Here is a 17,344-nt window from a genome sequence, read left to right on the forward strand (position 1 = left end):
CGGGCGGGTGCCGCCGGTACCGGTGGCGCGGCCCGTCGGCGCGGCGGGCGGGGCCCTGTCGGGCACGGCGCGCCGGGCGCTCGGACTGCGGCTGCCGCCCGCGCTGGTGCTCGGCTGGCACAAGGCGTTCTCACGGCGCCCTCGGTCACTGGCGTCGGTGGCCCGGCTGACGCTGCCGCTGCTGCTGATCGTGGTCGCGATGAGCGCCTGGACCACCATCGACCGTTTCCACAGCAGCCCCGAGCAGGTCGGCCTCCCGGCCGCGCTCAGCGTCCGCGTGGACTCCGGCCCGAGCGGCCGGAACGCCCTCGCCGTGCTGGAGCGCGACCCGCAGGTGGCCGCCGCCTACCCCGGCGCGCAGGTGGCGGCCCTGGTCCCGGGGCAGACGGCGACCATCGCCCTGCGCGGCCTGGGCACCGGCCGGGAACCGTACCCGTTCGTCCTGGCGGAGGGCGATCGCCCCCGCGGCCGCGACGAGGCGGTGGCCGGACAGGGCCTGCTCGACCTGCTCGACGCGCGGGTGGGCGACTGGGTGCGGGTGACCGTCGGCGAGCAGCCGCAGATCCTGCACATCGTGGGCCGCAGCATCGAACCGGAGAACGCCGGACGGGTCATCTCCACCTCGCTGGACACCCTCCGGGAGAACGACCCCGTCCTCGGCCCCACCCTCTACCAGCTCCGGCTGCGCCCCGGCGCGGACCCGCGGGAGGTCGCCGGCCGGCTGACCGCCGCCGGGCAGGGCCACCTGGACGTGCACACCGTGGCCAACCCTGCCGACGGGCTCTCCCCGCTGCGCGCGGTGATCACGGGACTGATCGCCGTCCTCGCCCTGATCGGGCTCATCGAGCTGCTCACCGTGATCGGCGGAACGGTGCGCGAGGGCGAGCGGGACCTGCTCGCCCTCAAGGCCATCGGCCTGTCCCCCCGGCAGATCACCGCGGTCACCGTCACGGCCACCGGCTGTACCGTCCTGGCCGCGGCCCTCGCCGCGACCGCCGTCGGCACACCGTTCGCACGGTGGCTGATCGACGCCCAGGGCGCGTCGAGCGGCATCGGCGCCGGGATCGCCCGGGGCCCCTCCCCGGCCCTGCTGGCGCTGTTCGCCGCCGCCGCGGTGCTGGGCGCGTCCGCCCTCGCCGCCCTGCCGGCGTCCCGCGCGGCCCGGCGCCGGCTCGCGGACACCCTGAGCGCGGTGGCCTGACCCCGCGGCCCCGCCGGTCAACCGCCGCGCGAGAGGGCGCAGCCCGGCAGGGCTGCCGCCTCCCGCAGCGGGCTCTTGCCCCCGCCCCGCTACCGGCCGCGCAGTTCCCGGTACTTGGCGACCAGGGCCCGGGTCGAGGCGTCCAGGCCGGGCACCTGCGCCCCCTCGGTGAGCGCGGGCTCGACGCGCTTGGCGAGGACCTTGCCGAGCTCCACGCCCCACTGGTCGAAGGAGTCGATGTTCCACACCGCGCCCTGGACGAACACCTTGTGCTCGTAGAGCGCGACGAGCTGGCCGAGGACCGAGGGGGTCAGCCGGCGGGCGAGGACCGTGGTCGTGGGGTGGTCGCCCTTGAACGTCTTGTGGGCCACCAGTTCCTCCGGCACGCCCTCCGCGCGCACCTCCTGCGGCGTCTTGCCGAAGGCCAACGCCTGCGTCTGGGCGAAGAAGTTGGCCATCAGCAGGTCGTGCTGCGCCCGGAGTCCGTCGCCGAGCTCGGCGAGCGGCTCGGCGAAGCCGATGAAGTCCGCCGGGATGAGCTTCGTGCCCTGGTGGATCAACTGGTAGTAGGCGTGCTGCCCGTTGGTGCCCGGCGTGCCCCAGACGACGGGGCCGGTCTGCCATTCGACCTCCTTGCCGTCGCGGCCGACGGACTTGCCGTTGGACTCCATGTCCAGCTGCTGGAGATAGGCCGCGAACTTGGAGAGGTAGTGGCTGTAGGGCAGCACGGCGTGCGACTGGGCGTCGTGGAAGTTGCCGTACCAGATGCCGAGCAGACCCAGCAGCAGGGGGACGTTGGACTCGGGGGGCGCGGTCCTGAAGTGCTCGTCGACCAGGTGGAAGCCGTCGAGCATCTCACGGAAGCGGTCCGGCCCGATCGCGATCATCAGGGAGAGGCCGATGGCCGAGTCGTAGGAGTAGCGGCCGCCGACCCAGTCCCAGAACTCGAACATGTTGGCGGTGTCGATGCCGAATTCGGCGACCTTCTCGGCGTTGGTCGACAGGGCGACGAAATGCCGGGCGACGGCCCCTTCCCCGGCCCCCGCGTCCAGCAGCCAACTGCGGGCCGAGGTCGCGTTGGTGATGGTCTCGATGGTGGTGAACGTCTTGGAGGCGATGATGAACAGCGTCTCGGCCGGGTCCAGGTCGCGGATGGCCTCGTGCAGGTCGGCGCCGTCCACATTGGACACGAAGCGGACCGTGAGGCCGCGGTCGGTGTAACCGCGCATCGCCTCGTAGGCCATGGCGGGGCCCAGATCGGAGCCGCCGATGCCGATGTTGACGACGTTGCGGATGCGCCGCCCGGTGTGGCCGGTCCAGGCGCCGGAGCGCACGCGCTCGGCGAAGTCGGCCATCTTGTCCAGCACGGCGTGCACCGCGGGGACGACGTTCTCCCCGTCGACCTCGATCACCGCGTCGCGCGGGGCGCGCAGGGCGGTGTGCAGGACCGCGCGGTCCTCGGTGGTGTTGATCTTCTCGCCGCGGAACATGGCGTCCCTGAGGCCGAAGACGTCGGCGGCGGCGGCCAGCTCCCGCAGGAGCCGCAGCGTCTCGCCGGTGACGAGATGCTTGGAGTAGTCGATGTGCAGGTCGCCGACCTGCAGCGTGTACCCGGCGGCACGCTCGGGGTCGGCGTCGAACAGGTCGCGCAGCCGCACCTCTCCGAGTTTCGCGCGGTGTTCGGCCAGAGCGGTCCACTCGGGCGTCTGGTCGAGCCTCGTACGGCCGTCTGCGTTCATGTCGGACTTCAGCCCTTCCTCACCTGTCCGTGCTGCCTCGCACGGCTTGCCCCGCCGGTCCCAACCTAGTTGATCAGGGGGCGACGCGAGCTGTCGCGGCGCCGTCCTGCGGCACACCGACAGGTACGTCCGCCCGGCCCGCGGGTATCAAGGCGGCGACGGCGAGTGCGAAGAGCAGGGCGGCGAGCAGCGCGGGCGCGTTCAGGCCGAACGCCTGGGCCGCCGCTCCGCCGAGCAGGGCTCCCGCCGGGGCGCCGGAGGTGGAGGCCGTCCGGAACGCGGAGGAGATGCGGCCCACCATGGGCGCCGGGCTGCGCTGCTGCATCAGCGTGATCTGGTTGACGTTCCACACCATGCCCATGGAGCCGAGCAGCAGCATGCCCGCGAACAGGGCGACCAGGTGCTGGACGGCGCCCATGAGCAGCAGTGACGCCGTCTGGACCGTCCCGGCGAGCAGCAGGGACCGGGCCCGGCCGACGTGGCGGGCGATCCGCTGGGCGAGGAGGCCGCCGGCGAGGCTGCCGAGCGCGTACACCGTCATCGCGGCGGCGAACGCGGTGTCTCCCGCGTGCAGCCAGCGCGTCACGTGCAGCACCAGGGTGGCGATCAGGGCACCCATCCCGATGTTGCACGACAGAGTGGCCAGACAGATCGGCCGCAGAACGCGGTCGCGCCACAGATGACGCAGGCCGTCGCCGATCTCGGCGCGCAGGGTGCTGCCCGCCGGGCGCGGCTCCCGCTCGGGCGGCCGCACCCGCAGGGACGCCACCAGCGCCGCGGCCAGCAGATAGGTGCCCGCGTCGGCCGCGAACGGCACGGACACGCCGACGCCGAGCAGCAGCGGCACCACGGGGCCGGCCAGCAGTCCGCCCGCGAGCTGCTGGCCGGTCATCAGACGGGCGTTGGCCCCGCCGAGGGCCTCCGCGTCCACCAGCGAGGGCAACAGAGCTGTGGACGCGTTGTCGAAGAGGGTCTGCAGCGCGGTCAGCAGGAAGGCGAGGGCCAGCAACAGGAGGACGGAGGCGTGGCCGAGCCCCACCGCGAGCGCGAAGGCGGCGACGAGCAGACCGCGCACGGTGTCCACGGCCCACATCGCACGCCGTTGGTCGACCCGGTCGGCGACGGCTCCGCCGAGCAGCCCGAACAGCAGCCAGGGAAGGTAGGCGCAGGCGGTGACGGAGGCGATGACCACAGGGTCGTCCGTGAGCCGCACGGCGAGCAGGGGCAGCGCGGTCGTGCGCAGCGCGTCCCCGAAGCGCGAGACCACCGCGGCGCTCCACAGTCGCCCGAACCCGCCGCGCCACGCCGGCGCGCACACTCCCGCGGTTCCGACCGTCGCCACAACTCCCCCTCACGGCTGACCGGTTCGCCGCAGAGACGGGAACCGCTGGGAAAACCGTAGAGGGCGCCACTGACAATCGGCTCGCGGACGAGCAGCCGTCCGGACCCGGAACGAGTGCGGCCAGGCTCCCTGAGGCGCCCGGCCGGTCCCGACTTCTAGATCTCGCCCCGCAGTTTGGCGAGCGCCTCGGCGAGGATCGCCTCGCCGTCCGCGTCGCTGCGCCGCTCCCGCACGTACGCGAGGTGCGTCTTGTAGGGCTCGGTGCGGGGCGGGTCCGGGGGGTTGTCCCGGTCCTGTCCGGCCGGGAACCCGCAGCGGGGGCAGTCCCAGGTGTCGGGGACCTGCGCGTCGCTGGCGAAGCTGGGCTGCGTCTCGTGTCCGTTGGAGCACCAGAAGGAGATGCGCAGACGGGGCGCGGACTCGCCCCGCTCGGCCTCGCCCATCGGCCCCGCCCCGACCCGGCTTCCTCGGATCGCGTTGCCACTTGCCACGGTCGTAACTCCCTGCGTGATGGTGCCGCAAAGCGAGTCGGCGTTTCGCTTCGCTGCGAGCGCCTCAGTCTACGTAAGGCCCAACGCGCGTCCAGTGATTGGAGTTACAGCTTCCACACCTAGACGCAAGCCCCATGATAGGCCGCGCTCAGCTGCGCGTACCGAACATGGGGCCTTACGTACCGGAATGTGCGTGCCTGTGAGAGGCTGATCAGTTGTTCGTCTTCATCACGATGCAGAGGACGATGATGCAGGTGAACCACAGCAGAGCGATGACCACGGTGATGCGGTCGAGGTTGCGCTCGGCGACCGAGGAGCCGCCGACGGAGGACTGCATGCCGCCACCGAACATGTCGGAGAGGCCGCCGCCCTTCCCCTTGTGCATCAGCACCAGCAGCATCAGCAGCAGGCTGAAGACGATCAGGGCGATCGAGAACCCCAAAACCACGGCTGGACCAACTTCCTCGGATTCGGATGACGACTCGGACGAACGGTGCGGACAACGGGGGCACAGCGTCGTTGTCCAGGTGCGGCTCCGCCGCGTGGCGCTGTGCCCCCGCAAGGGTACGACGGATCGCCGCTACCGCATACTCACAGCTCGGATCACCAGCGGATCACCGCAGGATCACTGATCGCGGAACCGCACGATCTTGACGAACTCGTCGGCGTCCAGCGAGGCGCCGCCGACCAGCGCGCCGTCGATGTCGGGCTGCGCCATGATCTCGGCGACGTTGCCGGACTTCACGGAGCCGCCGTACTGGATGCGGACCCGGTCGGCCAGCTCCTGGGTGTACAGCTCGGCGATCTTGGCGCGGATCGCGGCGCACACCTCCTGCGCGTCCTCGGCGCCGCAGACCTTGCCGGTGCCGATGGCCCACACGGGCTCGTAGGCGATCACGACCGTCTCGGCCTGCTCGGCCGGGAGGTCCTTCAGACCGCCCTCGACCTGGGCGAGGGTGTGGGAGACGTGGTTGCCCGCCTCGCGGACGGGCAGCTCCTCGCCCACACACAGGATCGGGGTCAGACCGTGCTTGTAGGCGGCCTTGACCTTGGCGTTCACCAGCTCGTCGGTCTCGTTGTGGTACTGGCGGCGCTCGGAGTGGCCGATCGCCACGAACGTGCACTTCAGCTTGGCGAGCATGGCGCCGGAGATCTCACCGGTGTAGGCGCCGGAGTCCTGCGCCGAGATGTCCTGGGCGCCGTACTTGATCTTGAGCTTGTCGCCGTCGACCAGGGTCTGCACGGAGCGCAGGTCGGTGAACGGCGGAAGGACGGCGACCTCGACGGCCTCGTAGTCCTTGTCGGCCAGGGCGAAGGCGAGCTTCTGGACGTGGGCGATGGCCTCGAGGTGGTTGAGGTTCATCTTCCAGTTGCCCGCCATCAGCGGCGTACGAGTGGTCATGCGGGGTCAGTCCTCCAGTGCGGCGAGGCCGGGGAGCGTCTTGCCCTCGAGGTATTCGAGGGAGGCGCCGCCGCCGGTCGAGATGTGGCCGAATGCGTTCTCGTCGAAGCCCAGGAGGCGGACGGCCGCGGCGGAGTCGCCGCCGCCGACGACCGTGAAGGCCGGGGAGTCGACGAGGGCCTGGGCGACCGCCTTGGTGCCCTCGGCGTAGTCGGGGTGCTCGAAAACGCCCATGGGACCGTTCCAGAAGACGGTGGCGGCGTCGGCGAGCTTCGAGGCGTACAGCTTGCGGGTCTCGGGACCGATGTCCAGGCCCAGCTGGTCGCCGGGCATGGCGTCCGCGGCGACGGTGTTCGGGTGCGCCGGCGCCTTGGTCTTCAGATCCGGGAAGTCGGTGGACGTCAGCACGTCGACGGGGAGGACCAGCTCGACGCCGGTCTTCTCCGCGCGCTCGATGTACTCCTGGACGACCGGGATCTGGTCCTCCTGCAGGAGCGAGGCGCCCACCTCGTATCCCTTGGCCTTCAGGAAGGTGAACACCATGCCGCCGCCGATGAGGAGGCGGTCCGCCTTGCCCAGCAGCTGGTCGATGACGGCGAGCTTGTCGGAGACCTTGGAACCGCCGAGGGCGACGACGTAGGGCCGCTTGACGTCCTCGGTGAGCTTCTTCAGGACGCCGACCTCGGTGGCGATCAGGAATCCGGCCGCGTGCGGCAGCCGGGACGGGAGGTCGTAGACCGACGCGTGCTTACGGTGCACCGCGCCGAAGCCGTCGCCGACGTAGACGTCCGCGAGTTCGGCGAGCCGGTCGGCGAAGTCGCCGCGCTCGGCGTCGTCCTTGCTGGTCTCGCCCGCGTTGAAGCGCAGGTTCTCGATGACGGCGACCGCGCCGTCGGCCAGGGAGGCGACCGTCGACTTCGCGGACTCGCCGACCGTGTCGGTCGCGAAGGCCACGGGAGCGCCGAGCAGCTCGCCCAGTCGGGAGGCGGCGGGGGCGAGGGAGAACGCCGGGTCCGGGGCGCCCTTGGGGCGGCCCAGGTGCGAGGCGACGACCACCTTGGCGCCCGCGTCCGCGAGGGCCTTGACGGTGGGCAGGACGGCGCGGATCCGGCCGTCGTCGGTGATGGCGCCGCCGTCGAGCGGCACGTTGAGGTCGGCGCGGACGAAGACCCGCTTGCCTGCGACGCCTTCGGCGAGAAGTTCGTCGATCGTCTTCATTACGGGGGCTCCTGGGAAGGGCTCGTGGTGCTCGTGATCGCTCGTGATCGTGAGAGGGCTGATCGGTACGTGCCGCAGGGCTCGGGCGGCGCGTCCCTGCGCCGCCCGAGCCCTGCGCTCACATCGAGGTGCCTGATCCGTGGATCAGAGCCGGTCGCCGACGAAGACCGTCAGGTCCACGAGGCGGTTGGAGTAGCCCCACTCGTTGTCGTACCAGCCGAGGATCTTCACCGAGGTGCCCTCCTGGACCATGGTCAGGGAGGAGTCGAAGGTGCAGGAAGCCGGGTCGCCGACGATGTCCGAGGACACGATCGGGTCCTCGGTGTAGGTCAGGTAGCCCTTGAGGTCGCCGTCCTCGGAGGCCTTCTTGAACGCGGCGTTGACCTCGTCCTTGGTGACCTCGCGCTGGAGGGTCACGACCAGGTCGGTGGCCGAGCCGGTGGGAACCGGGACGCGCATCGCGATGCCGTCGAGCTTGCCCTTGAGCTGCGGCAGGACCAGGGCGGTGGCCTTCGCGGCGCCCGTCGTGGTCGGGATGATGTTCTCGGCGGCGGCGCGGGCGCGGCGCAGGTCCGAGTGCGGGAAGTCCAGGATGCGCTGGTCGTTGGTGTACGCGTGGACCGTCGTCATCAGACCCTTGACGATGCCGAAGTTCTCGTCGAGGACCTTGGCCATGGGCGCCACACAGTTGGTGGTGCAGGAGGCGTTGGAGATGACGTGGTGGTTCGCCGCGTCGTACTTGTCCTGGTTGACGCCCATCACGATGGTGATGTCCTCGTCCTTGGCCGGAGCCGAGATCAGGACCTTCTTGGCGCCGCCCGCGATGTGCTTCTCGGCGTCGGCCTTCTTGGTGAAGATGCCGGTCGACTCGATGACGATGTCGACGCCGAGGTCGCCCCACGGGATGTCGGCGGGGTTGCGCTCGGACAGCACCTTGATGGTGTGCCCGTCCACGGTGATGGTGTCCGCCGTGTGCGACACCTCGGCCTTGAGACGGCCCAGGATGGTGTCGTACTTCAGCAGGTGGGCGGTGGTCGCGGTGTCACCGAGGTCGTTGACAGCCACGATCTCGATGGCAGCACCCTGCTCCAGCAGCGCGCGGAAGTAGTTACGACCGATGCGGCCAAAGCCGTTGATGCCTACGCGGATCGTCACGAACCGATCTCCTCGTTGGTACGCCGGCCCATGCAGTGCCGGCGAGCTGTATTTGGGATGTCCCCGACCACCACCGACCCTACCTCTCCGAGGCCGCCGGAGTGACATCGAGTTCGCCCATACACGGCACGGCGGTCCGTACCCGCCAGTAGGGGTACGGACCGCCCGGGCCGGACGGGCCCGATCACTCGATCCGGTCACGAACCTTCACGCCGAGTTGACTTCGGCGTGTCAGCCCTCAAGTGAGTCGAGTGCCTTGCCGATGAGCGTCTTGCGGTCGGCCGCCGAGGTGAGGTGTTCCAGGCCGAAGCCCAGCAGCACGGTGTCGTCGGTGGTGACCGCGCCGTAGGTCCGGAAGAGCACGCCCGTGCGCGTCCAGTCCTTCAGCACGGCCGGGCTGCCCGCCGGCGGACCGCTCGCCCGCCACGCGCCCAGCGACGTCTCGAAGCCCTCGGTCTCGGTGGCGGTGCCGCCGACGACCAGCGACGCGTCGTCCGCGAGGACGCCGTGGCCGCCGGTGCCGGGGTCGGTGACATAGGCGATCGAGACCTCGACCTTCTTGCCCGCATACGCGCTCAGGTCGAAGTTCACCTGCTGCCAGCCGCTGGACGCACCGGTGAGCGCGTTCCAGGATCCGGTGGAGCCGGTCGCCGTGCAGTCGCCCGACGTGAGGGTGAGGTAGTGCCGCAGCCACGGGTGCTCGCCGACGTAGAACCCGCCCCCGCACTCCGCGGGCACGGCGGTGCCGGTGGCGCCGCCCGCCTCGGGAAGCGTGGTCCAGTCGTCGGCGCCGACCGTGTGGATCTCGACGATGGCGTTGTCGTAGCCGGGCTCGGTGTCCCACAGCAGCCGGGTGCGCAGCGCCGGCTTGCTCGCCGCGCCGACGGCGCTGAGGTCGATGGTGCGGGTGAGGCGCTTGTAGGCGTCGTCGGTGTGCACGGCCGCGGCCATGTACGAGCCGGCGTACGGCCCGTAAGGGTTGACCGTCCCGGCGAACTGGCCGGAGCCGGAGCTGGCGAACTGCGGGTACGCGGCGGCCGGCAGCTCGTCCGAGGTGACCCCGTAGGTGCCGGCCTTGTCCAGCGGGTTGCCGGCGGCGGCCCCGAGGGCCCCGGTGAACCCGCCCAGCTCACCCGAACCGGTGAAGCCGGTGGCGCCGGGGGTGGACGTACGGGAGTAGGCGCCCAGGTAGTACTGGCTGAAGTCGTTCGACAGGGTGCCGTCGGCGAGGGAGACGTTGCCGCCGGCGAGCTCGCCCGCCTCGATCAGCTTGCCGCCCTCGTTGAGGAAGGCGCGCAGTTCGAGCTGGGTCGGGTTGCCCGGGGCGCTCGCGCCCGTGTAGTGGACGACCGTGCGGAAGTGGCTCAGCACGCCGAGCGCGTCGGGCACGCCCTGGGTGGCGACGTCCCAGACGACCGCCCTGCGGCCGTTGGCCTTCAGCGCGTCGACGTAGGTCTGCGCCTGCGTGGCCGCCGCGCCCTCCTCGGCCACGACGAGCGTGTCGGCCTGGGGCCGCTGCGCGATCGAGTACGTGAAGTGCGAGCTGGAGACCTTCTTGCCGGCCTTGGTCTCGCCGGTGAACCACACCTCGACCTTGTCGCCCGGCTTGCCGTCCCGCACGGTGGCCCGGTACTCGTCGTAGTGGAGGTTGTCGTCCCCGCCGTAGGTCTCGCCGCCCTTCCAGGCCCTGAGCGCCCGGTCCCGCGTGCGGCCGCCGTTGACGCGGTACTTGAGCTCCTTGTCGCGGATCGCCTTCCGTACGACGACGGAGACCTCCTGGCCCGTGCCGCGCGCGTACGAGGTGGTGAACGGCGCCGGGGTGAAGTCCGCGGCGGACAGGCCGACCGAGGACTTCGGCTGGTCGGGGTGGGCGACGGACTCGGCGACGGAGAGCGCGAACGGGACGTTCTTGGCGAACTCGCCCTGGATCAGCTTCTCGTCGTCCGGGAAGTTGAAGACCGACTGGCAGTCGGCCGCGTTCCACCGGTCGTTCGGGTCGATGTTCGACGCGGTCTGGCAGGTCGACATCTCGGGGGTGAACATCCCCATGCCGTTGACGTTCGCAGCGTGGCCGTCGGCCTCGCCGTTGGTGGTGTACAGCTCCGAGGAGACCTGCGGGTGGTAGCCCGGGACCGCGGACTTGTCGGGGGTGCCGGCGAGCGCCTTGTAGGCGACGTCGTCCGGGGTGTCGGTGGCGACCTGCCAGCCGACGCCGTAGAGCAGCAGCTCGGCGGCGGAGTGGTAGTTGATGCCGTACGTGAAGTCGATCCGCTTCTCGAAGGCGTCGAGCGCCTTGGTCTCGGGCTCGGAGGCGGGGCTCGCGCCGCGGTAGGTCTCACTGGTCGGGTTGGGTGACGAACCCTCGTTGTCGTAGCCCCACTTGTAGGCGAAGTTGCGGTTGAGGTCGACGCCGTCGCCGGCGGAGATCACGCCGTCGCCGTTGACGTCCCGCAGGTTCTTGCGCCAGAGCCGGTTGGCGGGGTCCTGGAAGGTGTAGTCGTAGCCGTCGGGGTTCGCCGACAGGACGAACCACAGCTCGCTGGAGTCGACGATCTTCCTGACCCGCCGGTCGGTCCTGTAGTGGTCCAGGTAGTAGTGCATCAGCCGCCGGGTCATCTCCGGGGTGATCCACTCCCGCGCGTGCTGGTTGGACATGTACAGCACCGACGGCTTGGAGCCGTCCTTGGACTTCTTCGCGTCCCTGGTCAGTTTGAGCGCGAGGATGTCCTGGCCGCGGACGGTTTTGCCGATGGAGACGACCTTGGTGAGGCTCGGGTTCTCCCTGGCGGTGCGGAGGATCTCCTCCTTCAGGCCGCCGCTGCCGCTGTAGGGGCGGAACACCCCGCCGGCGGCCGCGTCGAGGCGGTTCTCCGCCGTGGCCGACAGAGTGTGCTCGGTGAGCCGGACGCCCTGCTTGCCGAGCTTCTTCGCCTGCTTGTCGGTGAGGTAGACCTCGACCGTCGCGGTGCCCTTGCGGGGCACCTGCTCGCTGAGTTCCTGACCGTCCTGGCCGGCCGCCAGCAGCAGGGGTACCTGCTGCTGGGTGACGTCGGCGCGGAAGACCTTGACCTCGTCGGTGTCGGGCTTCGGTGTGGCGCCGGGCTGCGCCTGGGCGACGGGTGCGAGTGCCGCTCCACCGAGCAGCAGCGCGCCGACAGCGAGGATCGATCTCGCTCTTCGTCTCATGAACCCCCCTTGCCTGAGTTCGCCCCAGCAGCGAACCCTGCCAGGCTCATGACAGTTCATGATCCAGTCAAGAGCGCCTCGGCGTCACGGAAAACGCCGGTGGCGTCGCCCGATCGGGCGACGCCACCGGCGTTCTGAGGGTGCGTCAGCCGACCAGGTTGTCGGCGAGTTCGTCACTGAGGTTGGCGTCCGTGCCCGGAATGCCGAGGTCGGAGGCGCGCTTGTCGGCCATCGCCAGCAGCCGGCGGATCCGGCCGGCGACCGCGTCCTTCGTCAGCGGCGGGTCGGCGAGCGCGCCCAGCTCCTCCAGGGAGGCCTGCTTGTGGTCCATGCGCAGCCGCCCGGCCGCCGCGAGGTGCTCGGGCACGTCGTCCGCGAGGATCTCCAGGGCGCGCTGGACGCGGGCCCCGGCGGCGACGGCCGCGCGCGCCGAGCGGCGCAGGTTGGCGTCGTCGAAGTTCGCGAGCCGGTTCGCCGTGGCGCGCACCTCGCGCCGCATCCGGCGCTCCTCCCAGGCCAGCACCGACTCGTGCGCGCCCAGCCGGGTGAGGAGCGCGCCGATCGCGTCGCCGTCGCGGACGACGACCCGGTCGACCCCGCGCACCTCGCGGGCCTTGGCCGCGATGGACAGCCGGCGGGCCGCCCCGACCAGCGCGAGCGCGGCCTCCGGGCCCGGGCAGGTCACCTCCAGGGAGGACGAGCGGCCGGGCTCGGTGAGCGAGCCGTGTGCCAGGAAGGCGCCGCGCCAGGCCGCCTCCGCGTCACAGGTCGCGCCGGAGACCACCTGCGGGGGCAGGCCCCGGATCGGGCGGCCGCGGCCGTCCACGAGTCCCGTCTGCCGGGCCAGCTGGTCGCCGCCCGCGACCACGCGCACGACGTAGCGCGAGCCGCGGCGGATGCCGCTGGGCGCCATCACGATCAGCTCCGAGCCGTGGCCGAAGATCTCCAGAATGTCCCGCTTGAGCCGACGGGCCGCCATCGCGGTGTCCAGCTCCGCCTCGATCACGATGCGCCCGCTCACCAGGTGGAGGCCGCCGGCGAACCGCAGAAGGGCGGAGACCTCCGCCTTTCTGCAGCAGGTCCGGGTGACGGGGAGCCGGGAGATCTCGTCCTTCACCGCTGCCGTCATCGCCATGGGCCGATCCTTCCATGCATCCGAAAAATACGGTCGTACGCGGCGGCCAACAGCTCCGGGTCGTGCCTCGGGGTTCCGTCGGGCCGGGCCACCGGCGCCAGTTCGACCGCCGCCCCGAACCGTTCGGCGGCTTCGGCCAGCGAGTCGCGGTCGGGCACGGCGGCCTCGTCGGCCAGCACCACGTCCAGGGCGAGTTTAGGGGCGTGTCGTCCCAAAACCTCCAAATGACGCTGCGGGGAGAAGCCATCGGTTTCTCCCGGCTGCGGCGCGAGGTTCAGCGAGAGCACCCGGCGCGCCTTCGTCGCCATGAGGGCGTCCAGCAGGTCGGGCACCAGCAGATGCGGCATGACCGAGGAGAACCAGGAGCCGGGCCCGAGCACCACCCAGTCGGCGTCCAGGACGGCGTCGACGGCCTCCGGGACGGCCGGCGGGTCGTGCGGGACCAGATGCACGGACTGCACCTCGCCGCGCGTCAGCGCCACGGTCGCCTGTCCGCGGACGGTGTCCACGTCGTCCGGCCGCAGCGGATCATGTCCCTTGACCAGTGCCTGGAGTTCCAGCGGCACGGCGGACATGGGCAGCACCCGCCCCTGCGCGCCGAGCAGCTTGCCGACCAGGTCCAGGGCCTGGACGTGGTCGCCGAGCTGCTCCCACAGGGCGACGATCAGCAGGTTTCCGACGGCGTGCCCGTTGATCTCGCCCTGCGACTGGAAACGGTGCTGGATGACCCGGGCCCAGGTCTGGCCCCAGTCGTCGTCGCCGCACAGCGCGGCCAGGGCCTTGCGCAGGTCGCCCGGCGGCAGCACGCCCAGCTCGTCGCGCAGGCGGCCGCTGGAGCCGCCGTCGTCGGCCACCGTGACGACCCCGGTGAGGTCGCCGGTGATCCGGCGCAGCGCGGTGAGCGAGGCGGACAGGCCCATGCCGCCGCCGAGGGCGACGACCTTGGGCTGGGTGCCGCGACGGCGTGGTTTACCGCCGCGGGCCTCGACCGGCCGGCTCACGCGCCCGTCGGGTGCGGTCCTGCGCAGACGGCCGAGCCGTGGAGAACGTCCGGTCATTCCCGTCCCATGTCCCGGTGCACGACCACCGTCTCCACGCCCTCGGCCGCGAGGCGCGCGGCGAGCTTCTCCGACATGGCCACCGACCGGTGCTTGCCGCCGGTGCAGCCGACCGCGATGGTCACATAGCGCTTGCCCTCCCGGCGGTAGCCCGCGGCGACCAGCTGGAGAAGCTCCGCGTACCGGTCGAGGAACTCCTTCGCGCCGGGCTGGTTGAGGACGTACGCGGAGACCTCCTCGTTGAGGCCGGTGTAGGGGCGCAGCTCAGGGACCCAGTGCGGGTTGGGCAGGAAGCGCATGTCCACCACGAGGTCGGCGTCGACCGGCAGGCCGTACTTGAAGCCGAACGACATGACGGTGGCCCGCAGCTCGGGCTCCTCCTCGCCGGCGAACTGGGCGTCCATCTTGGCCCGCAGCTCGTGCACGTTCAGGCTGGAGGTGTCGATCACCAGGTCGGCGTCGCCGCGCAGCTCGCGCAGGAGTTCGCGCTCGGCGGCGATGCCGTCGACGATGCGGCCGTCGCCCTGGAGGGGGTGCGGCCGGCGCACCGACTCGAAGCGGCGCACCAGCGCGTCGTCGGACGACTCCAGGAAGACGATGCGCCGGGTGACGCTCCTCGACTCGAGGTCGGCGAGGGACTCGCGGAGGTTGTCGAAGAAGCGCCGTCCGCGGACGTCGACGACGACCGCGATGCGGGCCACATTGCCCTGGGAGCGGGCGCCGAGCTCCACCATGGTGGGGATCAGGGCGGGCGGGAGGTTGTCGACCACGAACCAGCCGAGGTCCTCCAGACACTTGGCCGCCGTCGAACGGCCGGCTCCGGACATGCCGGAGATGATCACCAGCTCGGGAATGGCCGCGTCGGGGATCCCGGGCGGCGTGACGTCCGTACTCACCTGTGCTCCGTCTTCGTGGCGTGCTTCTTGCCCAGGGCTGTCGGCGACCGCGGGGGGCGGTGCGGCAGCCTCGCCGGGCCCTTGGGGGTCGGGCCGGGAATCGGCTGTGGGCACAGTAGTGGGCGTCTGTTGCGGCTGGGCCGTGGGGTGTGCGTCGTGGTCGGTCATGTCTCCTGCCCCCGTCGTTGCTCCGGGGCGCCCGACGTGACGGGGGCTCCGGGGGAACCCGTCGTGGTGTCGGGTTCCTCATCATCAATGATCTCTCCGGTCGCCGTGTTCACGGCGGGGGCGGGCGGCGCCGCCAGGGCAAGGGCCGCGACGATGGTCTCCGCCGTCTTGCGGCCTATGCCCGGGACCTCGCAGATCTGGTCGAGGGTGGCGGCCCGCAGCCTCTTCACCGAGCCGAAGTGTTTGATCAGCGCCTGCTTGCGCGTCTCGCCGAGGCCCGGCACCTCATCCAGCGGACCGGCCCGGAAGCGCTTGGCCCGCTTGGTGCGCTGGTAGGTGATCGCGAACCGGTGTGCCTCGTCGCGGACGCGCTGAAGCAGATAGAGGCCCTCGCTGCTGCGGGGCAGGACGACCGGATCGTCGTCGTCCGGCAGCCAGACCTCCTCCAGCCGCTTGGCCAGACCGCAGACGGCGATGTCGTCGATGCCCAGCTCGTCCAGCGCCCTCCTGGCCGCCGCGACCTGCGGCTGACCGCCGTCGACGACGACGAGCTGGGGCGGGTAGGCGAAGCGTCTGGGACGGCCGTCGTCGTCCTTGAGGCTGTTGAGGCTGCTGGTGAGAGGCGCTTCGCCCGCGTCGGCGACGACGGCCGGCGTGCCGCCGGAGAGGGCCGGCCCGGTCCCGTCGAGCGCCGTCCCGGTCCCGTCGAGCGGCGTGCCGGTCCCGTCGAGCGGCGTGCCGGTCCCGTCGAGGGCGGCTCCCGTCCCGTCCGCGAGGGCGTCCGCGCCGTCGGTCCACTCGCCCGTCCTCTCCTTCTCGGCGAGGTAGCGCCGGAAGCGGCGGGTGATCACCTCGTGCATGGAGCGGACGTCGTCCTGGCCCTCGAAGCCCTTGATCTGGAAGCGGCGGTACTCGCTCTTGCGCTGCAGACCGTCCTCGAAGACGACCATGGAGGCCACGACGTCGTCACCCTGGAGGTGGGAGATGTCGTAGCACTCGATCCGCAGCGGGGCGCTGTCCAGGTCGAGGGCCTCGGCGATCTCCTCCAGGGCGCGCGAGCGGGTGGTCAGGTCGGAGGCGCGCTTGGTCTTGTGCAGGACGAGCGCCTGCTGCGCGTTGCGGGCGACGGTCGCCATCAGGTCCTTCTTGTCGCCCCGCTGCGGGATGCGCAGCGACACGTTGGATCCGCGGCGCTCGGTGAGCCACTCCTGCACGGGCTCCACCGGATCGGGCAGCGCGGGGACCAGGACCTCCTTGGGGACGGAGTCGCCGCGCTCCTCGCCGTACAGCTGCTGCAGAGCGTGTTCGACGAGTGCGCCGGTCGTGACGTCCTCGACCTTGTCCGTCACCCAGCCGCGCTGACCGCGCACGCGCCCGCCGCGGACGTGGAAGATCTGGACGGCCGCCTCCAGCTCGTCCTCGGCGACCGCGATCAGGTCGGCGTCGGTCGCGTCGGCGAGCACGACCGCGTTCTTCTCCATGGCCTTCTTCAGCGCCTCGATGTCGTCGCGCAGGCGGGCGGCCCGCTCGTACTCCATCTCCTCGGCCGCCTCCATCATCTGCTTCTCCAGGCGGCGGAGGTAGGTGCCGGTGCGGCCGGCCATGAAGTCGCAGAAGTCGTCGGCCAGTTCCCGGTGGTCGTCGGGGGAGATCCGGCCCACGCAGGGCGCGGAGCACTTGCCGATGTAGCCGAGCAGACAGGGGCGGCCGGTGCGGGCGGCGTTCTTGAACACGCCGGCGGAGCAGGTGCGCACGGGGAAGACGCGCAGGAGCAGGTCGACGGTGTCCCGGATCGCCCACGCGTGCGCGTACGGGCCGAAATACCTGACGCCCTTCTTCTTGTGGCCGCGCATCACCTGCACGCGCGGGTACTGCTCGTTCATCGTCACCGCGAGGTAGGGGTAGCTCTTGTCGTCGCGGTACTTGACGTTGAACCGGGGGTCGTACTCCTTGATCCAGGAGTACTCCAGCTGCAGCGCCTCGACCTCCGTGGACACCACCGTCCACTCCACCGACGCGGCCGTGGTGACCATCGTGCGGGTGCGCGGATGCAGGCCCGCCAGGTCCTGGAAGTAGTTCGCCAGGCGCTGGCGCAGGCTCTTCGCCTTTCCCACGTAGATCACCCTGCGGTGCTCGTCGCGGAATCGGTACACCCCCGGAGAGTCCGGGATCTGTCCCGGCTCGGGGCGGTAGCTGGAGGGGTCGGCCATGTCTCACACCCTACTGGCGTGGGGTGACACTCCGGCGGGCCTGTGGACAACGCCCGGCGTCCGCGGCGCGACCTCGCACGAGCCGGATCCGGAGGACGGGGGTCCGCAGGCGCGGACTGAGCCACCCGCACGTGCCACTCGGA

At 71.2% G+C, this 17,344-nt stretch carries 13 protein-coding genes; 1 reads left to right on the forward strand and 12 read right to left on the reverse strand.

What is annotated here, in order from left to right; all coding sequences use genetic code 11:
* On the forward strand, positions 1 to 1,201 hold a 1,201-nt coding region (locus BG482_RS18225; protein ID WP_141746640.1), incomplete at its 5' end, for an FtsX-like permease family protein.
* A gap of 89 nt (positions 1,202 to 1,290) precedes the next feature.
* Here BG482_RS18225 and pgi read toward each other — a convergent pair.
* The 12 genes from pgi to uvrC all read right to left on the reverse strand — a co-directional run bounded on the left by pgi (position 1,291) and on the right by uvrC (position 17,201).
* Complete coding sequence (gene pgi, locus BG482_RS18230; protein ID WP_069770122.1) at positions 1,291 to 2,940, reverse strand: glucose-6-phosphate isomerase; 1,650 nt, start codon at positions 2,938 to 2,940, stop codon at positions 1,291 to 1,293.
* Between the two features lie 73 nt (positions 2,941 to 3,013).
* A complete protein-coding gene (locus tag BG482_RS18235) occupies positions 3,014 to 4,282 on the reverse strand; it encodes an MFS transporter (RefSeq protein WP_079141889.1) in 1,269 nt (422 codons plus the stop codon).
* Between the two features lie 155 nt (positions 4,283 to 4,437).
* Positions 4,438 to 4,773, reverse strand: a complete 336-nt coding sequence (locus BG482_RS18240) for an RNA polymerase-binding protein RbpA (RefSeq protein WP_003957010.1) — start codon at positions 4,771 to 4,773, stop codon at positions 4,438 to 4,440.
* A gap of 211 nt (positions 4,774 to 4,984) precedes the next feature.
* Complete coding sequence (gene secG, locus BG482_RS18245; protein ID WP_176741411.1) at positions 4,985 to 5,221, reverse strand: preprotein translocase subunit SecG; 237 nt, start codon at positions 5,219 to 5,221, stop codon at positions 4,985 to 4,987.
* A gap of 177 nt (positions 5,222 to 5,398) precedes the next feature.
* Complete coding sequence (gene tpiA / locus BG482_RS18250) at positions 5,399 to 6,175, reverse strand: triose-phosphate isomerase (RefSeq protein WP_069770125.1); 777 nt, start codon at positions 6,173 to 6,175, stop codon at positions 5,399 to 5,401.
* A gap of 6 nt (positions 6,176 to 6,181) precedes the next feature.
* Positions 6,182 to 7,393, reverse strand: coding sequence for a phosphoglycerate kinase (gene pgk / locus BG482_RS18255; RefSeq protein ID WP_069770126.1), 1,212 nt, complete (start codon positions 7,391 to 7,393; stop codon positions 6,182 to 6,184).
* A 144-nt stretch (positions 7,394 to 7,537) separates the two neighbouring features.
* The gene (gap, locus tag BG482_RS18260) at positions 7,538 to 8,548 is read right to left on the reverse strand and encodes a type I glyceraldehyde-3-phosphate dehydrogenase (RefSeq protein WP_069770127.1); all 1,011 of its coding nucleotides are present in this window, start codon (positions 8,546 to 8,548) and stop codon (positions 7,538 to 7,540) included.
* A 231-nt stretch (positions 8,549 to 8,779) separates the two neighbouring features.
* A complete protein-coding gene (locus BG482_RS18265) occupies positions 8,780 to 11,734 on the reverse strand; it encodes a M14 family metallopeptidase (RefSeq protein WP_069770128.1) in 2,955 nt (984 codons plus the stop codon).
* 145 nt (positions 11,735 to 11,879) lie between these two features.
* A complete protein-coding gene (whiA, locus tag BG482_RS18270; RefSeq protein WP_069770129.1) occupies positions 11,880 to 12,869 on the reverse strand; it encodes a DNA-binding protein WhiA in 990 nt (329 codons plus the stop codon).
* Positions 12,860 to 13,927: a uridine diphosphate-N-acetylglucosamine-binding protein YvcK gene (gene yvcK / locus BG482_RS18275; RefSeq protein ID WP_069770130.1), complete on the reverse strand. Its 1,068-nt coding sequence runs from the start codon at positions 13,925 to 13,927 to the stop codon at positions 12,860 to 12,862. Before yvcK ends, whiA begins: the two co-directional genes overlap by 10 nt.
* Positions 13,924 to 14,991, reverse strand: a complete 1,068-nt coding sequence (gene rapZ / locus BG482_RS18280) for an RNase adapter RapZ (protein ID WP_079141890.1) — start codon at positions 14,989 to 14,991, stop codon at positions 13,924 to 13,926. Before rapZ ends, yvcK begins: the two co-directional genes overlap by 4 nt.
* The gene (uvrC, locus tag BG482_RS18285; RefSeq protein ID WP_069770132.1) at positions 14,988 to 17,201 is read right to left on the reverse strand and encodes an excinuclease ABC subunit UvrC; all 2,214 of its coding nucleotides are present in this window, start codon (positions 17,199 to 17,201) and stop codon (positions 14,988 to 14,990) included. Before uvrC ends, rapZ begins: the two co-directional genes overlap by 4 nt.
* Positions 17,202 to 17,344: the final 143 nt, after the last annotated feature.

The sequence above is a fragment of the Streptomyces sp. LUP30 genome, from assembly GCF_001746365.1.
Taxonomy (GTDB): Bacteria; Actinomycetota; Actinomycetes; order Streptomycetales; family Streptomycetaceae; genus Streptomyces.

Bases quoted from the DNA above. Each gene is read 5' to 3' on its own strand.
- pgi (WP_069770122.1), bottom strand. From the start codon at position 2,940: ATGAACGCAGACGGCCGTACGAGGCTCGACCAGACGCCCGAGTGGACC.
- tpiA (WP_069770125.1), bottom strand. From the start codon at position 6,175: ATGACCACTCGTACGCCGCTGATGGCGGGCAACTGGAAGATGAACCTC.
- pgk (WP_069770126.1), bottom strand. From the start codon at position 7,393: ATGAAGACGATCGACGAACTTCTCGCCGAAGGCGTCGCAGGCAAGCGG.
- BG482_RS18265 (WP_069770128.1), bottom strand. From the start codon at position 11,734: ATGAGACGAAGAGCGAGATCGATCCTCGCTGTCGGCGCGCTGCTGCTC.
- whiA (WP_069770129.1), bottom strand. From the start codon at position 12,869: ATGGCGATGACGGCAGCGGTGAAGGACGAGATCTCCCGGCTCCCCGTC.
- yvcK (WP_069770130.1), bottom strand. From the start codon at position 13,927: ATGACCGGACGTTCTCCACGGCTCGGCCGTCTGCGCAGGACCGCACCC.
- rapZ (WP_079141890.1), bottom strand. From the start codon at position 14,991: ATGACCGACCACGACGCACACCCCACGGCCCAGCCGCAACAGACGCCC.
- uvrC (WP_069770132.1), bottom strand. From the start codon at position 17,201: ATGGCCGACCCCTCCAGCTACCGCCCCGAGCCGGGACAGATCCCGGAC.